Below are 17778 nucleotides of genomic sequence, written 5' to 3' on the forward strand. Positions count from 1 at the left end.
GCACGCTCCAGAGGCGTTACGGGCGGGCGGTGCGGTCGTGATCGCTATGGGCGGTTGCGGGGCGCAACGCCCGCATCATCCGCGCCGCGCTCTGTAGTCTTGCGCGCACGCGCGAGCGACGAACGCGCCGCGTATCGATGCGGGCCTGATCACGACGCGGGTCCGTTTCGGCGGCCCGCTCGTTTTCGAGCCCGAGATGGGCATAGCGGCCGTCGCTCGCGCTCTTGTCGAGCCAGTGCTCGGGCAGCCGGGTTGCGATCAGCCAGGTCGCAGCGGCACCAAAGCTGACGGCGACAACCGCTGCGACGACAACGAATTCCATTCGGTCTTCCTCAATCGACTTGTCATGGGTTTGCACGCACGCGCCGTGCCGTGTGGCAATGTATACCATGAAACATAACGAAGCGAAGCGGGCGGATACAGACCGCAAAACAAAAAAGCCCGCAAATTTGCGGGCTTTTTCGATGAATCCTGTGTGCTGCTAGTTCTGCTTGATGAGACGTGGTGCCCAGGAGAGGACTCGAACCTCCACAGTGTTGCCACCGCTAGGACCTGAACCTAGTGCGTCTACCAATTCCGCCACCTGGGCACGTCTTCAAGCTAGAAGGAAATTATGACGCGATTTCGCGTGCCCGTCAATAGATCTTTTCAAAAAATCTTCATCCAGGGAACGCGGCTGCTGCGTTTTGCGCGATAGCAGGGCAGATGTACTCGTTGCTGCGCCGAAAATGACAAAGGCCGGCATGAAGCCGGCCTTTTGAATCTGGTGCCCAAGAGAGGACTCGAACCTCCACAGTGTTGCCACCGCCAGGACCTGAACCTGGTGCGTCTACCAATTCCGCCACCTGGGCAAGGTGTCGTTTGCTATACAACGTGTTGTGCAGCAAAGACCGAAATTATAGCGGGATCAGAGTGACTGTCAAGCGTTTTGTGGAGGGCGAGAAAACGCGGTTGCGCAAGCGTTGCAGAGCGCGTCGAGCAGCCGTCTCGTCGCGCCGCAAGGCCGCTCCCACGGCTCGTAGGGTGCGATGCGGGTGTTAGAATGCCTCGCAGAAGTTCCGCCGGAAACGTACGTGGTTCAGGGTGTTGCGTGCAGCGTGGCGCACGCAGTGCGAGCGGCCAGGCAATTCACGTACGGGCCGGCAGATTGCAGCACTCGAAGACCGGGCGCAGCTCGAATGTCACGCACATTCAGGCCGCGCGAAATCCGACGTCCACGCAACGAGAACAACCATCGACAAGCCCTTGAGCAAATATCCGTACCCGATTCCCAGCCGCGAAGAGATTCTCGGCGTGCTGCGAACCAGCGACTCGCCGTGCACCGCGAACGATATCGCCGAGGCGCTCGCCATCAAGCGCCAGGAGCGTGAAGGGTTCTTCAGGCGGCTCGCCGCCATGGAGCGCGACGGGCAGATCCGGCTCGACCCGCGCGGCCACTACCAGCTTGCCCATCCTTCGAATTTCGTCGCAGGGCGCGTGCAGGGGCATCGCGACGGCTACGGCTTCCTCGTGCGCGACGACGGGCAGGACGATCTGTTCCTGCCGCAAGGCGAAATGCAGAAGGTCATGCACAACGACCGCGTGCTCGCGCGCATCGTCGGCTATGACCGGCGCGGGCGGCCGGAAGGGCATATCGTCGAAGTCACCGACCGTGCGAACCGCAGTGTCATCGGGCGCCTGCTCAACGAGAACGGCGCGCTGATCGTCGCGCCGGAAGACAAGCGCATCGGCCACGATATCCTCGTCACGCAGAATCCGAAGAAGGCCAAGGTCGGCCAGGTCGTGGTCGTCGAACTCACCGATTTCCCCAGCCGCCACTCGCAGCCGCTCGGCCGGGTGATGGAAGTGCTCGGCGACATCGACGACCCGGGCATGGAGATCGAGATCGCCGTGCGCAAGTACGGCGTCCCGCACGAGTTCAGCAAGCCCGCGCTCGACGAAGCCGCGAAGCTGCCCGACGCCGTGCGTCCCACGGACATTCGTTATCGCGTGGACTTGCGCGACGTGCCGCTCGTCACCATCGACGGCGAAGATGCGCGTGACTTCGACGACGCCGTGTATTGCGAGCCGATGCAGGTCGGCAAGGGCGAGGGCTTCCGCCTGATCGTCGCCATCGCCGACGTCTCGCATTACGTGCTGCCGGGCGGCGGCCTCGGTGTGGACGCCATCGAGCGCAGCACGTCGGTGTACTTCCCGCGCCGCGTGATTCCGATGCTGCCCGAGAAGCTCTCGAACGGGCTCTGTTCGCTCAATCCGCATGTCGACCGCTGTGTGCTCGTGTGCGACATGGTGATCACCGCGCGCGGCGAGATCAAGGCGTACCAGTTCTATCCGGGCGTCATGCACTCGGCGGCGCGGCTCACGTATACCGAAGTCGCGGCGGTGCTCACCAACACCAAGGGCCCCGAGGCGACGCGCCGCGCGGCACTGTTGCCGCAGCTGCAGAATCTCTATGGCGTGTACAAGTCGCTGTTCGCCGCGCGCCAGAAGCGTGGCGCAATCGATTTCGACACGACCGAGACGTATATCGTCTGCAATGCGCAAGGCAAGATCGAGCAGATCGTGCCGCGCCAGCGCAACGATGCGCACAAGCTGATCGAAGAGTGCATGCTCGCGGCCAACGTATGCGCGGCGGACTTCATGAAGCGCCACAAGCACCCGGGCCTGTACCGCGTGCACGCGGGGCCAACCGCCGAAAAGCTCGAAAACCTGCGCACCTTCCTGCGTGGCATGGGCCTTTCGCTCGGCGGCGGCGACACGCCGCACGCGAGCGACTACGCCGCGCTGATGGCGCATATCCGCGACCGGCCCGACGCGCAGATGCTGCAGACCATGCTGCTGCGCTCGATGCAGCAAGCTGTGTACAGCCCGGACAATATCGGTCACTTCGGTCTTGCCTACGAGGCGTACGCGCACTTCACGAGCCCGATTCGCCGCTATCCCGACCTGCTCACGCACCGCGCGATCTACGCGATCCTGCAGGGCAAGAAGTATCAGCCGCAGGCGCCTGAGGGCGTCGAGCTCAATACCGCGCTCTCGCCGCGCGCCCGCGCGCTGCAGGCCGAGGACGAGGAAAAGCGCGGCAAGCGCGCCCGGGGTGCCAACACGGCGATCTGGGAAGAGCTGGGTCTGCACTGCTCGGCGAACGAGCGCCGCGCCGACGAAGCCTCGCGCGACGTCGAGGCCTGGCTCAAGTGCTACTTCATGCGCGACAAGCTCGGCGAGGAGTACGGCGGGATGGTGAGCGGCGTGACGTCGTTCGGCATTTTCGTGCAGCTCGACGCGCTCTTCATCGAAGGTCTCGTGCACGTGACGGAACTGGGCTCGGATTACTTCCAGTACGACGAGATCAAGAACGAACTGCGTGGCGAGCGCACGGGCATTCGCTATCGTCTGTCGGACCGCGTGCGCGTGCAGGTGAGTCGCGTGGATCTCGACGCGCGCAAGATCGATTTCCGCCTCGTGCGCGATACGCCTGTGAAGCCGGGCGGCAACCGGCCGATGCCGGTTGACAAGGGCGGCATGGAAGGTGGACCGCGCGTGCGCGCGTTGCCGGGCGGCGACATGGCGCGCCAGAAGAAAGCCGCGCCGGCGCCTAGCGTCGCAGTGAAGGAGGCGCGCGCGGCGCGCGGCGCCGCCAAGACCGCGAAAAAGCGCTCGGCCGTGAAGCCGACGCCCAAGAAGCAGGCGGCGCGCAAGAAGCGCTGAGCACCTGCATGCGGAGCGCCAACGTGCTCCGCAGCCGTTTCATTATCCGGGCCGCGCCACTGTGCGCGCGCCCGGTTTTTTCACTTGCAAGCCGCGTCTGGTGTTTCCACATGGGCGCGGCTTGCATACGCCGGACCGCACGACGCGGCCGGCTGACTATCGTTGCCGGCGGCGCTGTGTCTGCGCCGCAAAACGTTCATCAGGGGTTGTCTCAGTCATGTCACGTCTCAAGGTTCTTTACGGGTTTCATGCGGTGACCGCACGCTTGCGGCACGACGCGTCCACGGTCGAGGATGTCTACTACGATCCGACGCGCCGCGACCGCCGCATGCAGGACTTCCTGCACGCCGCGAAGGAAGCCGGCGCGCGCGTGATCGCAGCCGACGAAACGCGCCTCTGGGGTCTTGCGCACACGGAGCGGCACCAGGGCGTGGTGGCCCGCGTGCACGATCTGGCGCTCGCGCAGAACCTCGCTGAGCTGCTCGACGGCATCCAGGGCTCGCCGCTCCTGCTCGTGCTCGACGGCGTGACTGATCCGCACAATCTCGGCGCGTGCCTGCGCGTGGCCGACGCGGCCGGCGCACACGCGGTGATCGCCCCGCGCGACCGCGCCGTCGGTCTGAACGCCACGGCCGCGAAAGTGGCGAGCGGCGCGGCGGACACCGTGCCCTATATCACCGTGACCAATCTCGCGCGTGCGCTGCGCGAACTCAAGGACGCGGGCGTATGGGTGGTGGGCACCGCCGGCGACGCGAGCGCGAACCTCTACCAGACCAAGCTCGACGGTCCTGTCGCGCTCGTGCTGGGCGCCGAAGGCGAGGGCATGCGCCGCCTCACGCGCGAAACCTGCGACGAAGTCATGCAGATTCCGATGGCGGGCACGGTCGAGAGCCTGAACGTTTCCGTCGCTTCGGGTGTTTGCCTGTTCGAAGCGGTGCGCCAACGCTCGGTCGCACGCTGATTGCCTGCTGACCGCCCGCAGGATCACGCATTTCGCGGTCCTGCGGGATGCGGGCAGCCCGCGCCCGCATCTCCGGTAAACTATGCGTATTCCGCGTTTTTCTCCTCCTCGGGCTGTACTCCCATGACTCAAGACGAACTCAAGCAACTGGTCGGCCAGGCCGCCGCCGACTATGTCAATTCGAACGTGCCGGAAGGCGCCGTAGTCGGCGTCGGCACGGGCTCCACCGCGAACTGTTTCATCGACGCGCTGGCGGCGAGCAAAAGCCGCTACCGCGGCGCCGTGTCGAGCTCGGTCGCGACCACCGCGCGCCTCGAAGCGCACGGCTTCAAGATTTTCGACCTCAACGAGATCGAATCGCTGCCCGTGTACGTGGACGGCGCCGATGAAATCGACGGCACCGGCGCCATGATCAAGGGCGGCGGCGGCGCGCTCACGCGCGAGAAGATCGTCGCGTCGGTGTCGGACGTGTTCGTCTGCATCGCCGATGCGAGCAAGCGCGTCGACGTGCTCGGCCAGTTCCCGCTGCCCATCGAAGTCGTGCCGATGGCGCGCACGGCCATTGGCCGCCGCGTGACGGCGCTCGGCGGCGTGCCGGTACTGCGCGTGCAAAAAGACGGCTCGCCCTTTATCACCGACAACGGCAACGAGATTCTCGACGTGAAGGGCCTGCGCATCAGCGACCCGCGCACGCTCGAGGCGCATGTCAACGCATGGCCGGGCGTGGTGACGGTGGGTCTGTTCGCCACACGCGGCGCGGACTTCTGCCTGCTCGGCGGTGAAAACGGCGTCGAGCGCATCGATTACCGCAAGGCCTGAGCGGCCTCGCGCGAGCGGCGCGTGCAACAGGCTTGCGCCTGATTGCCTGTGCGCTGCCGCTCTTTTTTCCGGCAGGCCTGCGTGGCCTGCCGAACCGAACGTCGCGATTAATCATTAAAAGAACGCGATTTTCCGGATCTGGTTGTCCGCGCATCTATCTGAAACTTCAATTTGCCCTTCAATTATCTTTGAAAGGGAATCTCCGAAATCAAGACGTTCGCAATTCGCTACGTTGAGAACCGCACACAAAAATGCGAATGACGTAGCAATAGTCTGACTGTCTGAGATATAAATTCACCGTCCGGCGACGTTATGCAAGCAGTTCGCTAAAAGAGACGTCGAAGCGACCGGGCAGGGGAAGGGCGGCGCGCGAAAATGCGCGGCGGCCCAAGGGTTTCGGTCAGGCGGTGCGTAGAGAGTTGCTGGCGTACGCTGCGTGGTGCACGGGGAAATAATGACAACAGCAGGTGTTGGACGATTTGTGTCGGACTACTATTCAATTCGGCCCGCCAAAAGCACAGGATTTTACGGGGCATTCCTTTCTGTTCTCCGGATTTTCAATTCTGCATGATCGCCTGATTTACGCGAATGCGTAAAGCTTAAGGGTGTTCTGCGCGCGAATCTAATCTGGTAACTCCATTAAACGGTCTTCCCGGTATCGGGATGGTCCGTGGGGATATTCGCGTGTTTTAAATGCAGCGATTTTATCGGCATTGCAATTGAAGTCGTGTTAAATGCGCCCGCGCTATCAGGGGGAGTGCGCGCGCATTCATCCAACGTTCCCCTGCTTTATCAGGAAGACCACAATCATGAAGAAGATTCAGGCCATTTCGCTCGCCGCCATGCTCTCTTTCGCTTCGGCTGCCGCATTCGCAGGCGGTGCCGGCGGTATGGGCGCGCCGTCGTCCTCCACCACGTCGGCGGTGGGCGCAGCGGGCGTCGGCTTTGGCGCTACGGCACTGACGTCGAACTCGACCTCGTCGGTCAACGGCAGCTTCACGTCGGCGCTGACGGTGCCGGGCCATATCGACGCTACGGTGTCGCAAGGCAACCAGTCGTTCTCGAACGCGAGCCTCACGTTCGGCTCGAGCTACACGACGCAAAACGGCAACTCGCAGACCTACGGCCAGACGGCTAACGGCAACGTCGGCCAGACCGGCACGACGACCACGAACCAGAATTCGTCGACGCTCGGCTTCACGAGCGCCACGCAGTCGGGTTCGCAGAACTTCAACTCGTCGGTGATCAACACGTCGTTCAACGGTTCGAGCGGCAGCTACGGCGGCTCGGGCTTCACGTCGAACGCGACGGCGAACGGCACCGGCACGGCCAATGCCGATGGCGGCGTCGGCATCGTCGCAGCGGGCGGTTCGGGTTCGCTCACGGGCGGCATGCACTGGTAATCCGAACGGGTCAGCCGTTCACTAGCGCGTCGGAGAGGGGGCGATGTCCCCTTTCCGTTACGGAGAGAAGAATGAGCAAGCTGAAACAAAAAATTGCCGTTGCCGGGGTGTTGCTGTTTGCAGGCGCCGCGTGGGCGCAAACCACGCCGACGATGACATCGGGGACCACGTCCACGTCGAGCCAGACGAGCACGGTTTCCAATACCGTCGTATTGCCGAGCGGCGGTACGTCGGACGTCACGTATCACGGCGGCTACGATGTGCGCACGACGCCGACGGTCTACGCGCCGGCCTTGACGGCCTCGGTGACGGAGACCTGCTGGGGCAGCATTTCCGCTGCGGTGTCGGTGGTGGGCGTGGGCGCGACGGCGGCGGGCACCATCAAGGATATGGATTGCAACAAGCGCCTGAATGCGGCTGTGGCATGGCGCATGGACCGCAAGGACATTGCGTTCAACATCATGTGTCAGGAAGACGACTTCCGCGAGGCTGCCGCGCTGACCGATCATCCTTGCGGCGACAATCGCAAGGTCGCGAAGAACGATGGCGCGCCCGTGCAACTGCGTAATGCCGACACGAGCCCGGATCCTAAGCTTCAGGAGCCGACCGACCCGTTCGTGCGCGAACGCGAGAATTTGCCCGCCTTGCCGCTTGCACAGGCGCTCGTGCCCGCGGCTCATTGAATCGCGCAAGGCTGAAGAGAAGAGGGCGCGCTCCTGTTCTCTCCAGCTGGCGCCACAAGATACGATCGATTCGGTATCCTGTGCATTCCCGTTCCCTTCGAGCCTTACCTGACTGGTCGCGCGACGGCGCAGGAAAAGCGGGCAGGCGCGCAAAAGCGTGCCGCTACGGGCACGCTTTGTCAGAAGGACGAGATGCGGATGAACTCGCGGCGCGCAACGAAAACGCGCGCGATTACGCGCTCACTCGACCGTTTCCGCCTGGTGCAGGCGCGGCAGCAGCCGGTCGAATTCGCGGCGCACGAGTCCGTAGCACTCGCAGGCGCGGGCTTCGAGGCCCTCGCGATCGAGCACGCGGATATGGCCGCGGCTGTGATGGATCAGGCCTTCGTCGTGCAGCTTGCCGGCGGCTTCGGTAATGCCTTCGCGGCGCACGCCGAGCATGTCGGCGATCAGCTGCTGCGTGACGCTGAGATCGTTGGAGGCCACGCGGTCCACTTCGATCAGAAGCCAGCGGCACAGCTGCTTGCTGAGCGAGTGGTGACGATTGCACGCAGCGGTCTGTGCGACCTGCGTGAGCAGCGCGTGCATATAGAGCAGCATGAGGCGGCGCAGGAAGTCCGAACGCGCGAATTGCTGCTTGAGGGCTTGCGCGCTCATGCGATAGGCGAAGCCGGCGCATTGCACCTGCACGCGGTTGGGCATCGTTTCACCGCCCGTGAGCACGGGCACGCCCGTCATGCCTTCGCGGCCGACCGCCGCGATTTCGACCGAGCTGCCGTCTTCCATCGTCGAGAGCAGCGAGACGATCGCAGTGGTCGGAAAGTACACATGATGAATGCGCTGGCCGGAATCGCAGATCAACTGTTCGGTGCGCAGATGAACGAGTTCGAGATGCGGGGCGAGAGCCTGCCATTCATGCGACGGAAGGGCGCCCAGCAAATGGTTGCCGTGAAGATCGGATTGAAGGGTTAACATGACTGGTCCTCGTGCGAAGCGGCGCGAGCCGCCTCCTGTTTTTTGATTCCGTTCGCCGAACTCGTTGTTGTTCGCCGTTTCCCGTGCGGCTCTTGTGTTCGTCGTGCCGGCCCCATAGTCCCGCTTGTTCCTGCTTGTCGCTACATGTTCCTGTCTGGTCCCACTCGCCAGCGCTTGTGTGCGCGGCATCGTTCGTCCGCGTCTGCACTCGTGTGGCGATCTCTCTTTAGCAGGGTGTGTGCCAGTCAGTGCGAAAGCACGCATTCAAGCGGCTGAGCGCGAGTCGCTCGTGCGGCAGCGCGGCAAAACACCGCGTTTTTGTTTCAGTTTTGTACGGCGACTTTGCAGGCTCCCGCGCTGCGCATCCTCCTTTTGAAGACCGCAAGTCACTGATTTGTTGGAATTATTTGCTCTGGTGACGGGGGGATTCAGAAATGCCTCCTGGTTGAAACATGCACTCGGGGCGATTCGGGCGGCGAGCCAAAAAACAAGCGCTTTTGATTCAGTTCTGTTGCAACGCATACGTAGCCGGCGCAAAAACGTTCGGCGCCGAAACATCGTGCGTGAACGGCTTTGCCGCGCGCTCGCCAGCGCGCATGCGGTCAGTGTGGGTATGCGTACAGATGGGCATGGCGAGGTTTGCTCCAATGAGGTCCGTAAAAAGTCTCAAAGCTCTTTGAGGCTTGAGAGGTCCGGGAGGCACGTGACGCTTCGGGCGAGCCCGCCGGCAGGCAGGCGCGGCGTTCGTCGACGTGACCCGATGCATTTCAACGGGGAGCTCACTGCATGAATCAGCTCGTGACGCCTGCCGGCTTGATCGCGGCAGCCAATGAACCCGATGTCGCGCTCACCGTTCAGCCCGTGGTGCTGGCCGGGGGCTCGGGCACGCGCCTTTGGCCGCTCTCGCGCGAGCACTGCCCGAAACAGCTGATCGACCTGCTCGACGGCGAGTCGCTGCTCGAAGCTACGGTGCGGCGGCTCGACGGGGTGTATGCCCAGGCGGGCGCGGCGATCCACAAGGCCGCGCCCGTCGTCGTGAGCAGCGAGGAACTGCGGCTCATGACCGCCGACCGGCTCGGCCGCAGCGGCACGCCTGCTCGCGTTGTGCTGGAGCCGGTCGCGCGCAATACGGCGCCCGCGCTGACGGTGGCGGCGCTGGCGGCGCGCGCCGGGCACGAGGCGGCGCTCGCTCGCGACGGCGCGGATGCCGTATGCGACAGCGACCCCGTGCTCATCGCCATGCCGGCGGACCACCTGATCGCGGATCGCGCGGCATTTGCCGCCGCGCTCGAAGAAGCGGTGGGGTACGCGGCGCGCGGCGCGATCGTCACGCTGGGCGTGCCGCCGCAGCGCGCGGAGACCGGCTACGGGTACATCGGCGCGGGGGCCGCGCTTGGCGCGAGCGGCGCGCGCGTGATCGAGCGTTTCGTGGAAAAACCCGGCGCCGAACTCGCGGCGAGTTACGTGGCATCCGGCGATTACCTCTGGAATAGCGGCATTTTCGTGGTGCGCGCATCGGTCTGGCTCGCCGCGATCGCGCACTGCCGGCCGGCGATCGCCGCTCAATGCGCGGCGGCGTTCGAGGCAGCCGCAATCGACGCCGACGGCACCGTGCATCTCGATGCCGCGGCGCTCGCTGCGTGCCCGTCCGATTCCATCGACTACGCGGTGATGGAGTCGCTCGGCGCCGACGCGCGGCTCGCGGGCGTGGTCGTGCCGCTCGTGGCCGGCTGGTCCGACGTGGGCGCGTGGGATGCGGTGTGGCAGGTATCGAACAAGGACGAAAGCGGCAACGTCGCCCGCGGGCGCGTGATGTTCGAAGACGTCACCGACACGTTCGCGCATTCGGACGGACGGCTAGTGGCCTGCGTGGGCGTGCACGGCGTGGTGGTCGTCGAAACGGCCGACGCAGTGCTCGTCGCGGCGAGGGATCGCGTGCAGGACGTGAAGGCGATCGTCGGCAAGCTCAGGCAAGAGCGCAGCGCGGTCGCGCAGCATCACCGGCGCGTGGAGCGGCCGTGGGGCTGCTACGACTCGCTCGATCAGGGCGAACGCTTCCAGGTCAAGCGGATCGTCGTGAAGCCGGGCGGGCGGCTGTCCCTGCAGATGCATCATCACCGCGCGGAGCACTGGACCGTGGTGCGCGGCACGGCGCGGGTCACGCGCGGCGAGGAGGTTTTCCTGCTTTCGGAAAACGAATCGACCTACATTCCGCTGGGCGTGAAGCACCGGCTGGAGAATCCGGGCAAGACGCCGCTCGAGATTATCGAGGTGCAGTCGGGCGGTTATCTGGGCGAAGACGACATCGTGCGCTTCGACGATGAATACGGCCGGATACAGCGGTGACCAGACGCAGCGTCGAAAGGCAACACGTTGGGCCGCGCGCGAAAAGCGTGCGCAGAAGAAACATGCACGCCGGCGTCTCTGCATATGCACAGCCAGGGACTGCCGATTGATGTGAAGCCAGTTGAAAGCGTGTCGATTGAAGTAAGTGGGCGATTCATACGATCGCCTTACAAAAACAGCAGCGCCAGGGCCGACGTAACACGCGTAAATACGAACAAGATGCTTGCGCGCAAGGATCATGTCAGGAGATATCCTGGCTGGCGAAATATGCGAAGCGCATGGCAACGTAACACCTAAGTTCGACGACGCACGAGGGCCCGCGCAGTATCCGGCAAACATGGGCGATAACGCCCACATCGGGGGGGTAGGGTCATGGAACTGGGGAACAAGGAACGTTCGCTCGTCAGCAAGGTGATGGACGGGCTGATTTCAGGCATCGTCGAGGAGCGGTATGGCGCTGTGCTGCCACCGCAGGACATCCTCTCAAAGGAGTTCGACGTGAGCCGCACGGTGATGCGCGAGGCGCTCTCCATGCTGCTCGCGCGTCACATGCTCGACGTGCGACCGAAAATCGGCACGCGCATCCGGCCCATGCGCGACTGGCGCATGATCGACGAGGACGTCGTGAACTGGCGTTTCCGTTCGAAACCGGACAAGACGTTCTTGCGCGACGTGATCGAATTTCGCGGTCTGATCGAACCGGCGGCATGCGCGCTGGCGGCCACGCGTGCGAGCGCTGCGGACATCACCGGCATTCGCGAGGCGTTCGAAGTGCTGCGCGACACGAGCACCGACGATCCGAATTTCCAGACCGCCGACGCGCTTCTGCACACGCGCATCCTTGCGGCAAGCGGGAATCAGTTTTACCAGCAGATGGCGGCGATCATTCGCGGCGCGCTATCGCTCGTAAATCCGATTCTCAGCACGCGTGACGGCGGCTGGAGCAACGTCGTGGCGGCCCATGGGCGCATCGTCGAAGCGATCGAGCGGCGCGCGCCGAAAGAAGCCGAAGCGGCCGCGCTCGCGATGATCGAATACACCGCCGACGAACTCACTCGCGCGCTCGCGCCCGAGTTGGAGCAGCGCTAAGACCGTTCGCAACGTCGCTTCGCTCGCGTCAGTCCGCTCGCTGCGCGCGGATTGAGGCGAGCGCATTGCGGCGCGCTGCGCGTGCCGGTATCGTGCGTGTCTTTGGGTGCGCCGCGCGTGACGTACATGACGTACGTTGTGCGGCGGCCCTCGACCTCACAGCCGGAGCACGCAGCACATGAGCGAAACACAAACGATACGTTGGGGCATCGTCGGCGCGGGCCGCATTGCGCACCGCTTCGCGCAGGGCGTCGCGCACGTGCCGCATGCACGCGTCGAAGCGGTCTGGTCGCGTCGCGCAGCCACTGCGCAGGCGCTTGCCGCCACTTGCGGCGCGAAAGCGTGCGATAGCGTGGCTGCGCTCTTCGCGAGCGGCATCGACGCCGTGTATATCGCCACGATGCAGGACAGTCACGCCCAGTACGCCATTGCCGCGCTCGACGCCGGCCTGCCCGTGCTGTGCGAAAAGCCCGCCACCGTCAACGGCGCGCAGCTCGAACGCGTGCTCGACGCAGCGCGCCGTGCGCAGCGCCTCTTCATGGAGGCGATGAAGCCGCCGTTTTATCCCCTCTATAGAAAGTTGCGCACGCAACTAGATGCCGATCCCATCGGGCCGGTCGGGCTCGTGCGCGCGGGCTGTTCGGTGGCAAGTGTGCCTGCCGACCATCCCTCGCTTTCGTTCGAGCAAGCGGGCGGCGCGCTGCTCGACATCGGCGTGTACGAAATGTTTCTTGCCGTCGACTGGCTAGGCGCGCCACGCGAGGTGCAGACCGTTGGGCGGCTCGGCTCGACTGGCGTGGACACCTTCGCGAGTCTCAATTGCCAGCATGAGCGCGGCATTGCGCAGTTATTCTGCGGACTCGATCTGCACGGTTATGGCGACGCGCTGCTGGCGGGGCCGCTTGGCAACGTGACGATCCACGCGAACTGGTGGAATCCGGTGCGCGCGACGGTGCGCTATGTGGACGGCCGCGTCGTCGAACTCGATGAGCCGTTCGAGGGCGGCGGTCTCAACTACGAGACCGCGCACTTCTGCGAGCTGCTGCGCGCGGGCGCGCTCGAAAGCCCGGTGATGACGCACGACACCTCGCGCCGCATGCTCGCCATGGCCGACGCCGCGCGCGCGGCGCTCGGACTGCGTTTTCCCTGCGAGTGACAAGCTAATAAGCGGCTCGAAAGCGACACGGCCCGCATATGCGGGCCGTGTATGAAAACGCTTGTGCTATCAGTGGCGCGCAGGCAGCGCGAGGCGCCTTTCGTACCAGTGCTGCACCCATTCGAGCACCTGGCAAAGCACCCAGTACACGGCAGCGGCCGCGAGATAGAGCGGCAGCGGCTGATACGTCGAAGCGATGATTTCCTGTGCGCTGCGCAGCAGCTCCGTCACGGTAATGACCGAAACGAGCGACGTGTCCTTGATGAGGCTGATGAGGCTGTTCGAGAGACTCGGCACGGCGATGCGCAACGCCTGCGGCGCAATCACGTAGCGCAGCGTCTGCGTTCGCGAGAGGCCGAGGCTATAGGCCGCGAGCCACTGTCCGCTATGAATGCCGAGAATCGCGCCACGCATGCTTTCCGAGAGATACGCCGCCACGTTCGCCGAAAGCGCGATCACGCCCGCGGGCGTCGGGTCGAGCGAGATGCCGATGCTCGGCAATCCGTAGTAAATGACGAAGATCTGCACGAGCAGCGGCGTGCCGCGCATCAGGCTCACATACACACGCGCGATGAACACGAGCGCGCGGTTCGAGCTGATGCCCATGAGCGCGAGCACGGCACCCCCGATGAGCCCGAAAATCATCGAAAGCACGGCGAACTTGACCGTCAGCACCGCGCCCTGTGCGAGCACCGGCAGCGACTGGATGATGAGCGTATAGATGGGCATGGGCGTAGGTAACGAATGGAAGTGGCGCGTTTTGCAATGGACGCACATGCGCGAAGGGCGGCATCGTGGGATACCGCCCTTCGCGTCAGCCGGACTGTGCGGCGCTCAGGATCATTGCCGAATCATTGCGAGATCGGCTTGGTCACGTCGATGCCGAACCACTTGTCCGAGATCTTCGTGAAGGTGCCGTCGGCTTCGAGCTGCGTCATCGCATCGTCGATCGCCTTGGCGAACTTCGGATTGCCCTTCTTGAACGGGATGGCCGACGGGTTGCCGTTGCCGACGATCGCGCCCGTGCGCAGCGGCAGCTGCGAGTTCTTCAGCAGGTAGGCGAGCATCAGGCGATCGTTCAGTGCCGCGTCGAGTCGGCCCGCTGCGAGGTCACGCAGATATTCGGGGGCGCCCGGATAGGTCTTCACGTCGATGCCCGGCACCGACTTGGCCATGTCCATGTAATTGGTGCCGAGGCCAACGCCGAGCTTCTTGCCCTTGAGGTCTTCGAGCGCCTTGAACTCGCGCGTGTCGTCCTTGCGCTGGATGAGCTGTGCGGCCGAGTACGTGTACGCCGGCGAGAAGTCGAGCACGGCCTTGCGCTGGTCGGTCACGCCGACCTGGTTCACGATCACGTCGAACTTGCCTGCCTGCAGGCCCGCGATGATGCCGCTCCATTCGGTCGTGACGAATTCGGGCTTGAGGCCCATTTTCGCGGCGACGGCCTTGGCGATGTCGACGTCATAGCCGACCAGCTCGCCGTTGGGCGCCTTCGAGTTGAACGGGGGGAACGTGCCTTCGAGACCGATGCGCAGCGTGCCGCGCGCCTTGGCCTGGTCGAGCAGGTCATCGGCGTGGGCGCTGGCTGCGACGAACGATGCGCCAACGATTGCGAGTGCAAGGAGTTTTTTCAGCAAACCGGCTTTCATGTTTTCCTCTTGTTCTGCTGCTGCGATTCTGGTGCTAGTGCGTAGCGCCTCCGATGCGCCATGACTAGCCTGCCACTATAGCTTTACGCGCGGCCAGCGCCCGCGCACATTCGGCGACGAGTGCGGGGCCCCGGTAGATGAACCCCGTATAGACCTGCACGAGCGAGGCGCCGGCCGCGATTTTCGCGCGCGCGTCGTCGCCCGAAAAAATGCCGCCCACGCCGATGATGGGCACGTCGCCGCCCAGCTCGGCGCGCAGCTTGCGGATCACGTTGTTCGAGGCGTCGAACACCGGGCGTCCCGAGAGGCCGCCTGTTTCGTTCGCATTTGGCATGCCTTCCACCGCCGCGCGCGAGAGCGTCGTGTTGGTCGCGATCACGCCTTCGATCTTGTGGCGCAGGAGTGTGTCGGCGATCTCCTTGATCTGCTCGTCGTCGAGATCGGGTGCGATCTTGAGCGCGAGCGGCACGAGCTTGCCGTGCATGTCGGCCAGACGCTGCTGCTTGTCCTTGAGCGCGGCGAGGAGGGCGTCGAGTTCGCCGCCGCCCTGCAGCTGTCGCAGGTTCTTCGTGTTCGGCGACGAGATATTGATCGTCACGTAGCTCGCGAACGGATAGACGCGCTCGAGGCAGAAGAGATAGTCGTCGGCGGCGCGCTCGATCGGCGTGTCGGCGTTCTTGCCGATATTCAGGCCGAGAATGCCGCGATAGCGCGCGGCCTGCACGTTCTTCACGAACTGCTCGACGCCGTGGTTGTTGAACCCCATGCGGTTGATGATGCCCCCTGCCTGCGGCAGCCGGAAAATGCGCGGGCGCGGATTGCCTGGCTGCGGGCGCGGCGTCACGGTGCCCACCTCGATGAAGCCGAAGCCGAGCGCGGCGAAACCGTCGATCGCGGCACCTTCCTTGTCGAGGCCCGCGGCGAGCCCCACCGGGTTGCGGAAGGTGAGGCCCATGACGGTGCGCGGCGAATCGGGCACGCGGGGGGCGAGCAGGCCCGCCATGCCGGTGCGGCCGGCGGCGCCGATCATGCGCAGCGAGAGGTGATGGGCGTCTTCGGCGTCCATGCGAAAGAGCTGGTCGCGGACGAACGGATAAAGGGTGCTGAACACGGGAAGAAGGCGCGGGCGCCAGAAAATGGGAACCCGCTATTTTAGCGGTAACGCGGACCCTGGGCGATGCGCCGGGGGCTCAGGCTTCGGCCGTGAGTGCGGTCCACGCGCCGTCGAATAGACCTTCGAGCGGCTGAAAGCGCGCCTTGTAGGCCATTTTCGGGCTCTCGCGGATCCAGTAGCCGAGATAGACGTAAGGCAGCTGAAGGCTGCGGGCCTGCTCGATCTGCCAGAGGATGTTGTAGGTGCCGTAGCTCGTGTGGAGCGTGTCCGGGTCGAAGAACGTGTAGACCGACGAGAGCCCGTCGCCGAGGATGTCGATCATGCTCACCATGCGCAACGCGCCGGGCTCGTCCGGATGCGCGGGGTCCGGCTCGCGGAATTCGACCAGCCGTGAGTTGATCCGGCTTTGCAGCAGGAACTGCTCGTACTGGTCGCGGCTGTCGCGGTCCATGCCGCCGCCCGCGTGGCGCGCGGACTGATAGCGCATGTAGAGCGCGTAGTGCGCCTCGTCGTAGTGCAGCGGCGCGACCGTGGCGACGAGCGCGCCGTGCCGTTTCCATGCGCGGCGCTGCGTGCGGCTCGGCGAGAAGCGCTCGACCGGCACGCGCACCGGCACGCACGCGCGGCAACCGTCGCAGTAGGGACGATAGGTGAACACGCCCGAGCGCCGGAAGCCGGCCTTCACGAGATCGGTATAGACGTCGGAATTGATGAGATGACTGGGCGTCGCCACCTGCGAGCGCGCGATGCGCCCCTCCAGGTAACTGCAGGGGTAGGGCGCCGTTGCATAGAATTGCAGCGCGGAAAGCGGTGAAAGCGGCAGCTCGTTTGGATGCGTCACGTTGGCAGCTCTCGTAGCAGTTCGGATCGTCGCGTGGCGCGCGCGGCGCACCCAGCCTCGCGCACAAGCCTTGCCAGACCACACGGCACACCGCACGTGGCGTGCCAGGCAAGGCCGGGCGGCGACAGTTCTTCAGTCAGTCTAACATTGACGCCGAACATGTATCCATCGAATTGAGCGGGCTGTAGCAAGTGCGCGCGCAGGAATCGTGCGTCGCTCATATGCCACTCATTTAGCGCTCACCGGCAATTCACGCTGCGGGCAAGAACTCGTCGGGCGCGCCCCTGCCGCCGAGCAGATCGGCGAGCACGGCTTTGTCGAACTTCCAGGGAATGGGCGCGGCGTTCACGTGCGTGCGCACGTGGGCGATGAACGCCTTGCGCGAGATTTCGCGCCCGCCGAGCGAGGCGAGATGCGCGGTGTTCTGCTGGCAATCGATCAACTCGACGCCATGGCGGCGCAGATGCGCGACGAGCGCCGCGAGCGCGATCTTCGAGGCGTCGGTGACAGAGGCGAACATCGACTCGCCGAAGAACATCGTGCCGAGCGCCACGCCGTAGAGTCCGCCCACACGCTCGCCGCCGAACCAGGCCTCGATGCTGTGCGCGTCGCCCACGCGGTGCAGCGTGGAATAGGCGTCGATCACGTCGGCGGTGATCCAGGTGCCGCGCTGGCCGCGCCGTGGCGCGTTCGCACACGCGCGCATCACGGCGGCGAAATTGTTGTCGACGCGAATTTCCCACGCGTCTTCACGCAGCACGCGCTTGAGTGTTTTCCTGAACGAGGGCGAGACCTTGAATTCGTCGGGGCGCAGGATCATGCGCGGATCGGGGCTCCACCAGAGCACCGGCTGGCCGTCGGAGTACCACGGGAAAATGCCGCGCCGGTAGGCGTCGATCAGGCGTGAGGGGAGCAGATCCGCGCTGGCGGCGAGCAGGCCTGGCGCGCCGCTCGACGCGCCAAGTGCGCGCTCGACGGCGGGAAACGGTTCGTCGGGCGAAAGCCAGGGGACCATCGTCGCGTGCGCAGTCAGA

15 protein-coding genes and 2 tRNA genes are annotated in these 17778 nt (G+C 64.6%); 8 read left to right on the plus strand and 9 right to left on the minus strand.

Annotated features, from left to right (window positions below; translation table 11 throughout):
• Positions 1-16: 16 nt before the first annotated feature.
• The 3 genes from E1N52_RS18650 to E1N52_RS18660 all read right to left on the minus strand — a co-directional run bounded on the left by E1N52_RS18650 (position 17) and on the right by E1N52_RS18660 (position 851).
• Complete coding sequence (locus tag E1N52_RS18650) at positions 17-322, minus strand: hypothetical protein (protein WP_133184229.1); 306 nt, start codon at positions 320-322, stop codon at positions 17-19.
• Between the two features lie 180 nt (positions 323-502).
• Positions 503-589, minus strand: a tRNA-Leu gene (locus tag E1N52_RS18655).
• Positions 590-764: 175 nt separating this feature from the next.
• Positions 765-851 (minus strand) — tRNA-Leu (locus tag E1N52_RS18660).
• Positions 852-1245: 394 nt separating this feature from the next.
• On the opposite strand from E1N52_RS18660, the gene rnr reads away from it, so the two are divergent.
• The 5 genes from rnr (at position 1246) to E1N52_RS45275 (ending at position 7574) form a co-directional block, all read left to right on the plus strand.
• On the plus strand, positions 1246-3708 hold the full coding sequence (rnr, locus tag E1N52_RS18665) for a ribonuclease R (protein WP_133184230.1): 2463 nt from the start codon (positions 1246-1248) through the stop codon (positions 3706-3708).
• A gap of 217 nt (positions 3709-3925) precedes the next feature.
• A complete protein-coding gene (gene rlmB, locus E1N52_RS18670; protein ID WP_133184231.1) occupies positions 3926-4669 on the plus strand; it encodes a 23S rRNA (guanosine(2251)-2'-O)-methyltransferase RlmB in 744 nt (247 codons plus the stop codon).
• A 123-nt stretch (positions 4670-4792) separates the two neighbouring features.
• Positions 4793-5488, plus strand: coding sequence for a ribose-5-phosphate isomerase RpiA (gene rpiA / locus E1N52_RS18675; protein WP_133184232.1), 696 nt, complete (start codon positions 4793-4795; stop codon positions 5486-5488).
• Between the two features lie 809 nt (positions 5489-6297).
• Entirely contained in the window at positions 6298-6891 is a 594-nt protein-coding gene (locus E1N52_RS18680) for a hypothetical protein (RefSeq protein WP_133184233.1), read from the plus strand.
• Positions 6892-6962: 71 nt separating this feature from the next.
• Complete coding sequence (locus tag E1N52_RS45275) at positions 6963-7574, plus strand: hypothetical protein (RefSeq protein WP_133184234.1); 612 nt, start codon at positions 6963-6965, stop codon at positions 7572-7574.
• A 240-nt stretch (positions 7575-7814) separates the two neighbouring features.
• Here E1N52_RS45275 and E1N52_RS18690 read toward each other — a convergent pair whose 3' ends face one another.
• Positions 7815-8549 (minus strand): Crp/Fnr family transcriptional regulator, encoded by a 735-nt coding sequence (locus E1N52_RS18690; RefSeq protein WP_133184235.1) that lies wholly within the window; start codon positions 8547-8549, stop codon positions 7815-7817.
• A gap of 786 nt (positions 8550-9335) precedes the next feature.
• Between E1N52_RS18690 and E1N52_RS18695 the strand changes: the two genes are divergently transcribed.
• The 3 genes from E1N52_RS18695 to E1N52_RS18705 all read left to right on the plus strand — a co-directional run bounded on the left by E1N52_RS18695 (position 9336) and on the right by E1N52_RS18705 (position 13140).
• Entirely contained in the window at positions 9336-10895 is a 1560-nt protein-coding gene (locus E1N52_RS18695; protein ID WP_133184236.1) for a mannose-1-phosphate guanylyltransferase/mannose-6-phosphate isomerase, read from the plus strand.
• Positions 10896-11267: 372 nt separating this feature from the next.
• Positions 11268-11984, plus strand: coding sequence for a FadR/GntR family transcriptional regulator (locus E1N52_RS18700; RefSeq protein WP_133184237.1), 717 nt, complete (start codon positions 11268-11270; stop codon positions 11982-11984).
• 178 nt (positions 11985-12162) lie between these two features.
• Complete coding sequence (locus E1N52_RS18705) at positions 12163-13140, plus strand: Gfo/Idh/MocA family protein (RefSeq protein WP_133184238.1); 978 nt, start codon at positions 12163-12165, stop codon at positions 13138-13140.
• A 69-nt stretch (positions 13141-13209) separates the two neighbouring features.
• Here E1N52_RS18705 and E1N52_RS18710 read toward each other — a convergent pair whose 3' ends face one another.
• From E1N52_RS18710 to aat, 5 genes are all read right to left on the minus strand, one after another.
• Complete coding sequence (locus tag E1N52_RS18710; RefSeq protein WP_133184239.1) at positions 13210-13869, minus strand: amino acid ABC transporter permease; 660 nt, start codon at positions 13867-13869, stop codon at positions 13210-13212.
• Between the two features lie 122 nt (positions 13870-13991).
• Entirely contained in the window at positions 13992-14789 is a 798-nt protein-coding gene (locus E1N52_RS18715; RefSeq protein WP_133184240.1) for a transporter substrate-binding domain-containing protein, read from the minus strand.
• 64 nt (positions 14790-14853) lie between these two features.
• Positions 14854-15900: a quinone-dependent dihydroorotate dehydrogenase gene (locus E1N52_RS18720; RefSeq protein WP_133184241.1), complete on the minus strand. Its 1047-nt coding sequence runs from the start codon at positions 15898-15900 to the stop codon at positions 14854-14856.
• A gap of 79 nt (positions 15901-15979) precedes the next feature.
• Complete coding sequence (locus tag E1N52_RS18725) at positions 15980-16744, minus strand: arginyltransferase (protein WP_133184242.1); 765 nt, start codon at positions 16742-16744, stop codon at positions 15980-15982.
• Positions 16745-16994: 250 nt separating this feature from the next.
• Positions 16995-17759, minus strand: coding sequence for a leucyl/phenylalanyl-tRNA--protein transferase (aat, locus tag E1N52_RS18730; RefSeq protein ID WP_133184243.1), 765 nt, complete (start codon positions 17757-17759; stop codon positions 16995-16997).
• Positions 17760-17778: the final 19 nt, after the last annotated feature.

Source organism: Paraburkholderia guartelaensis, from assembly GCF_004353905.1.
Lineage (GTDB): Bacteria > Pseudomonadota > Gammaproteobacteria > Burkholderiales > Burkholderiaceae > Paraburkholderia > Paraburkholderia guartelaensis.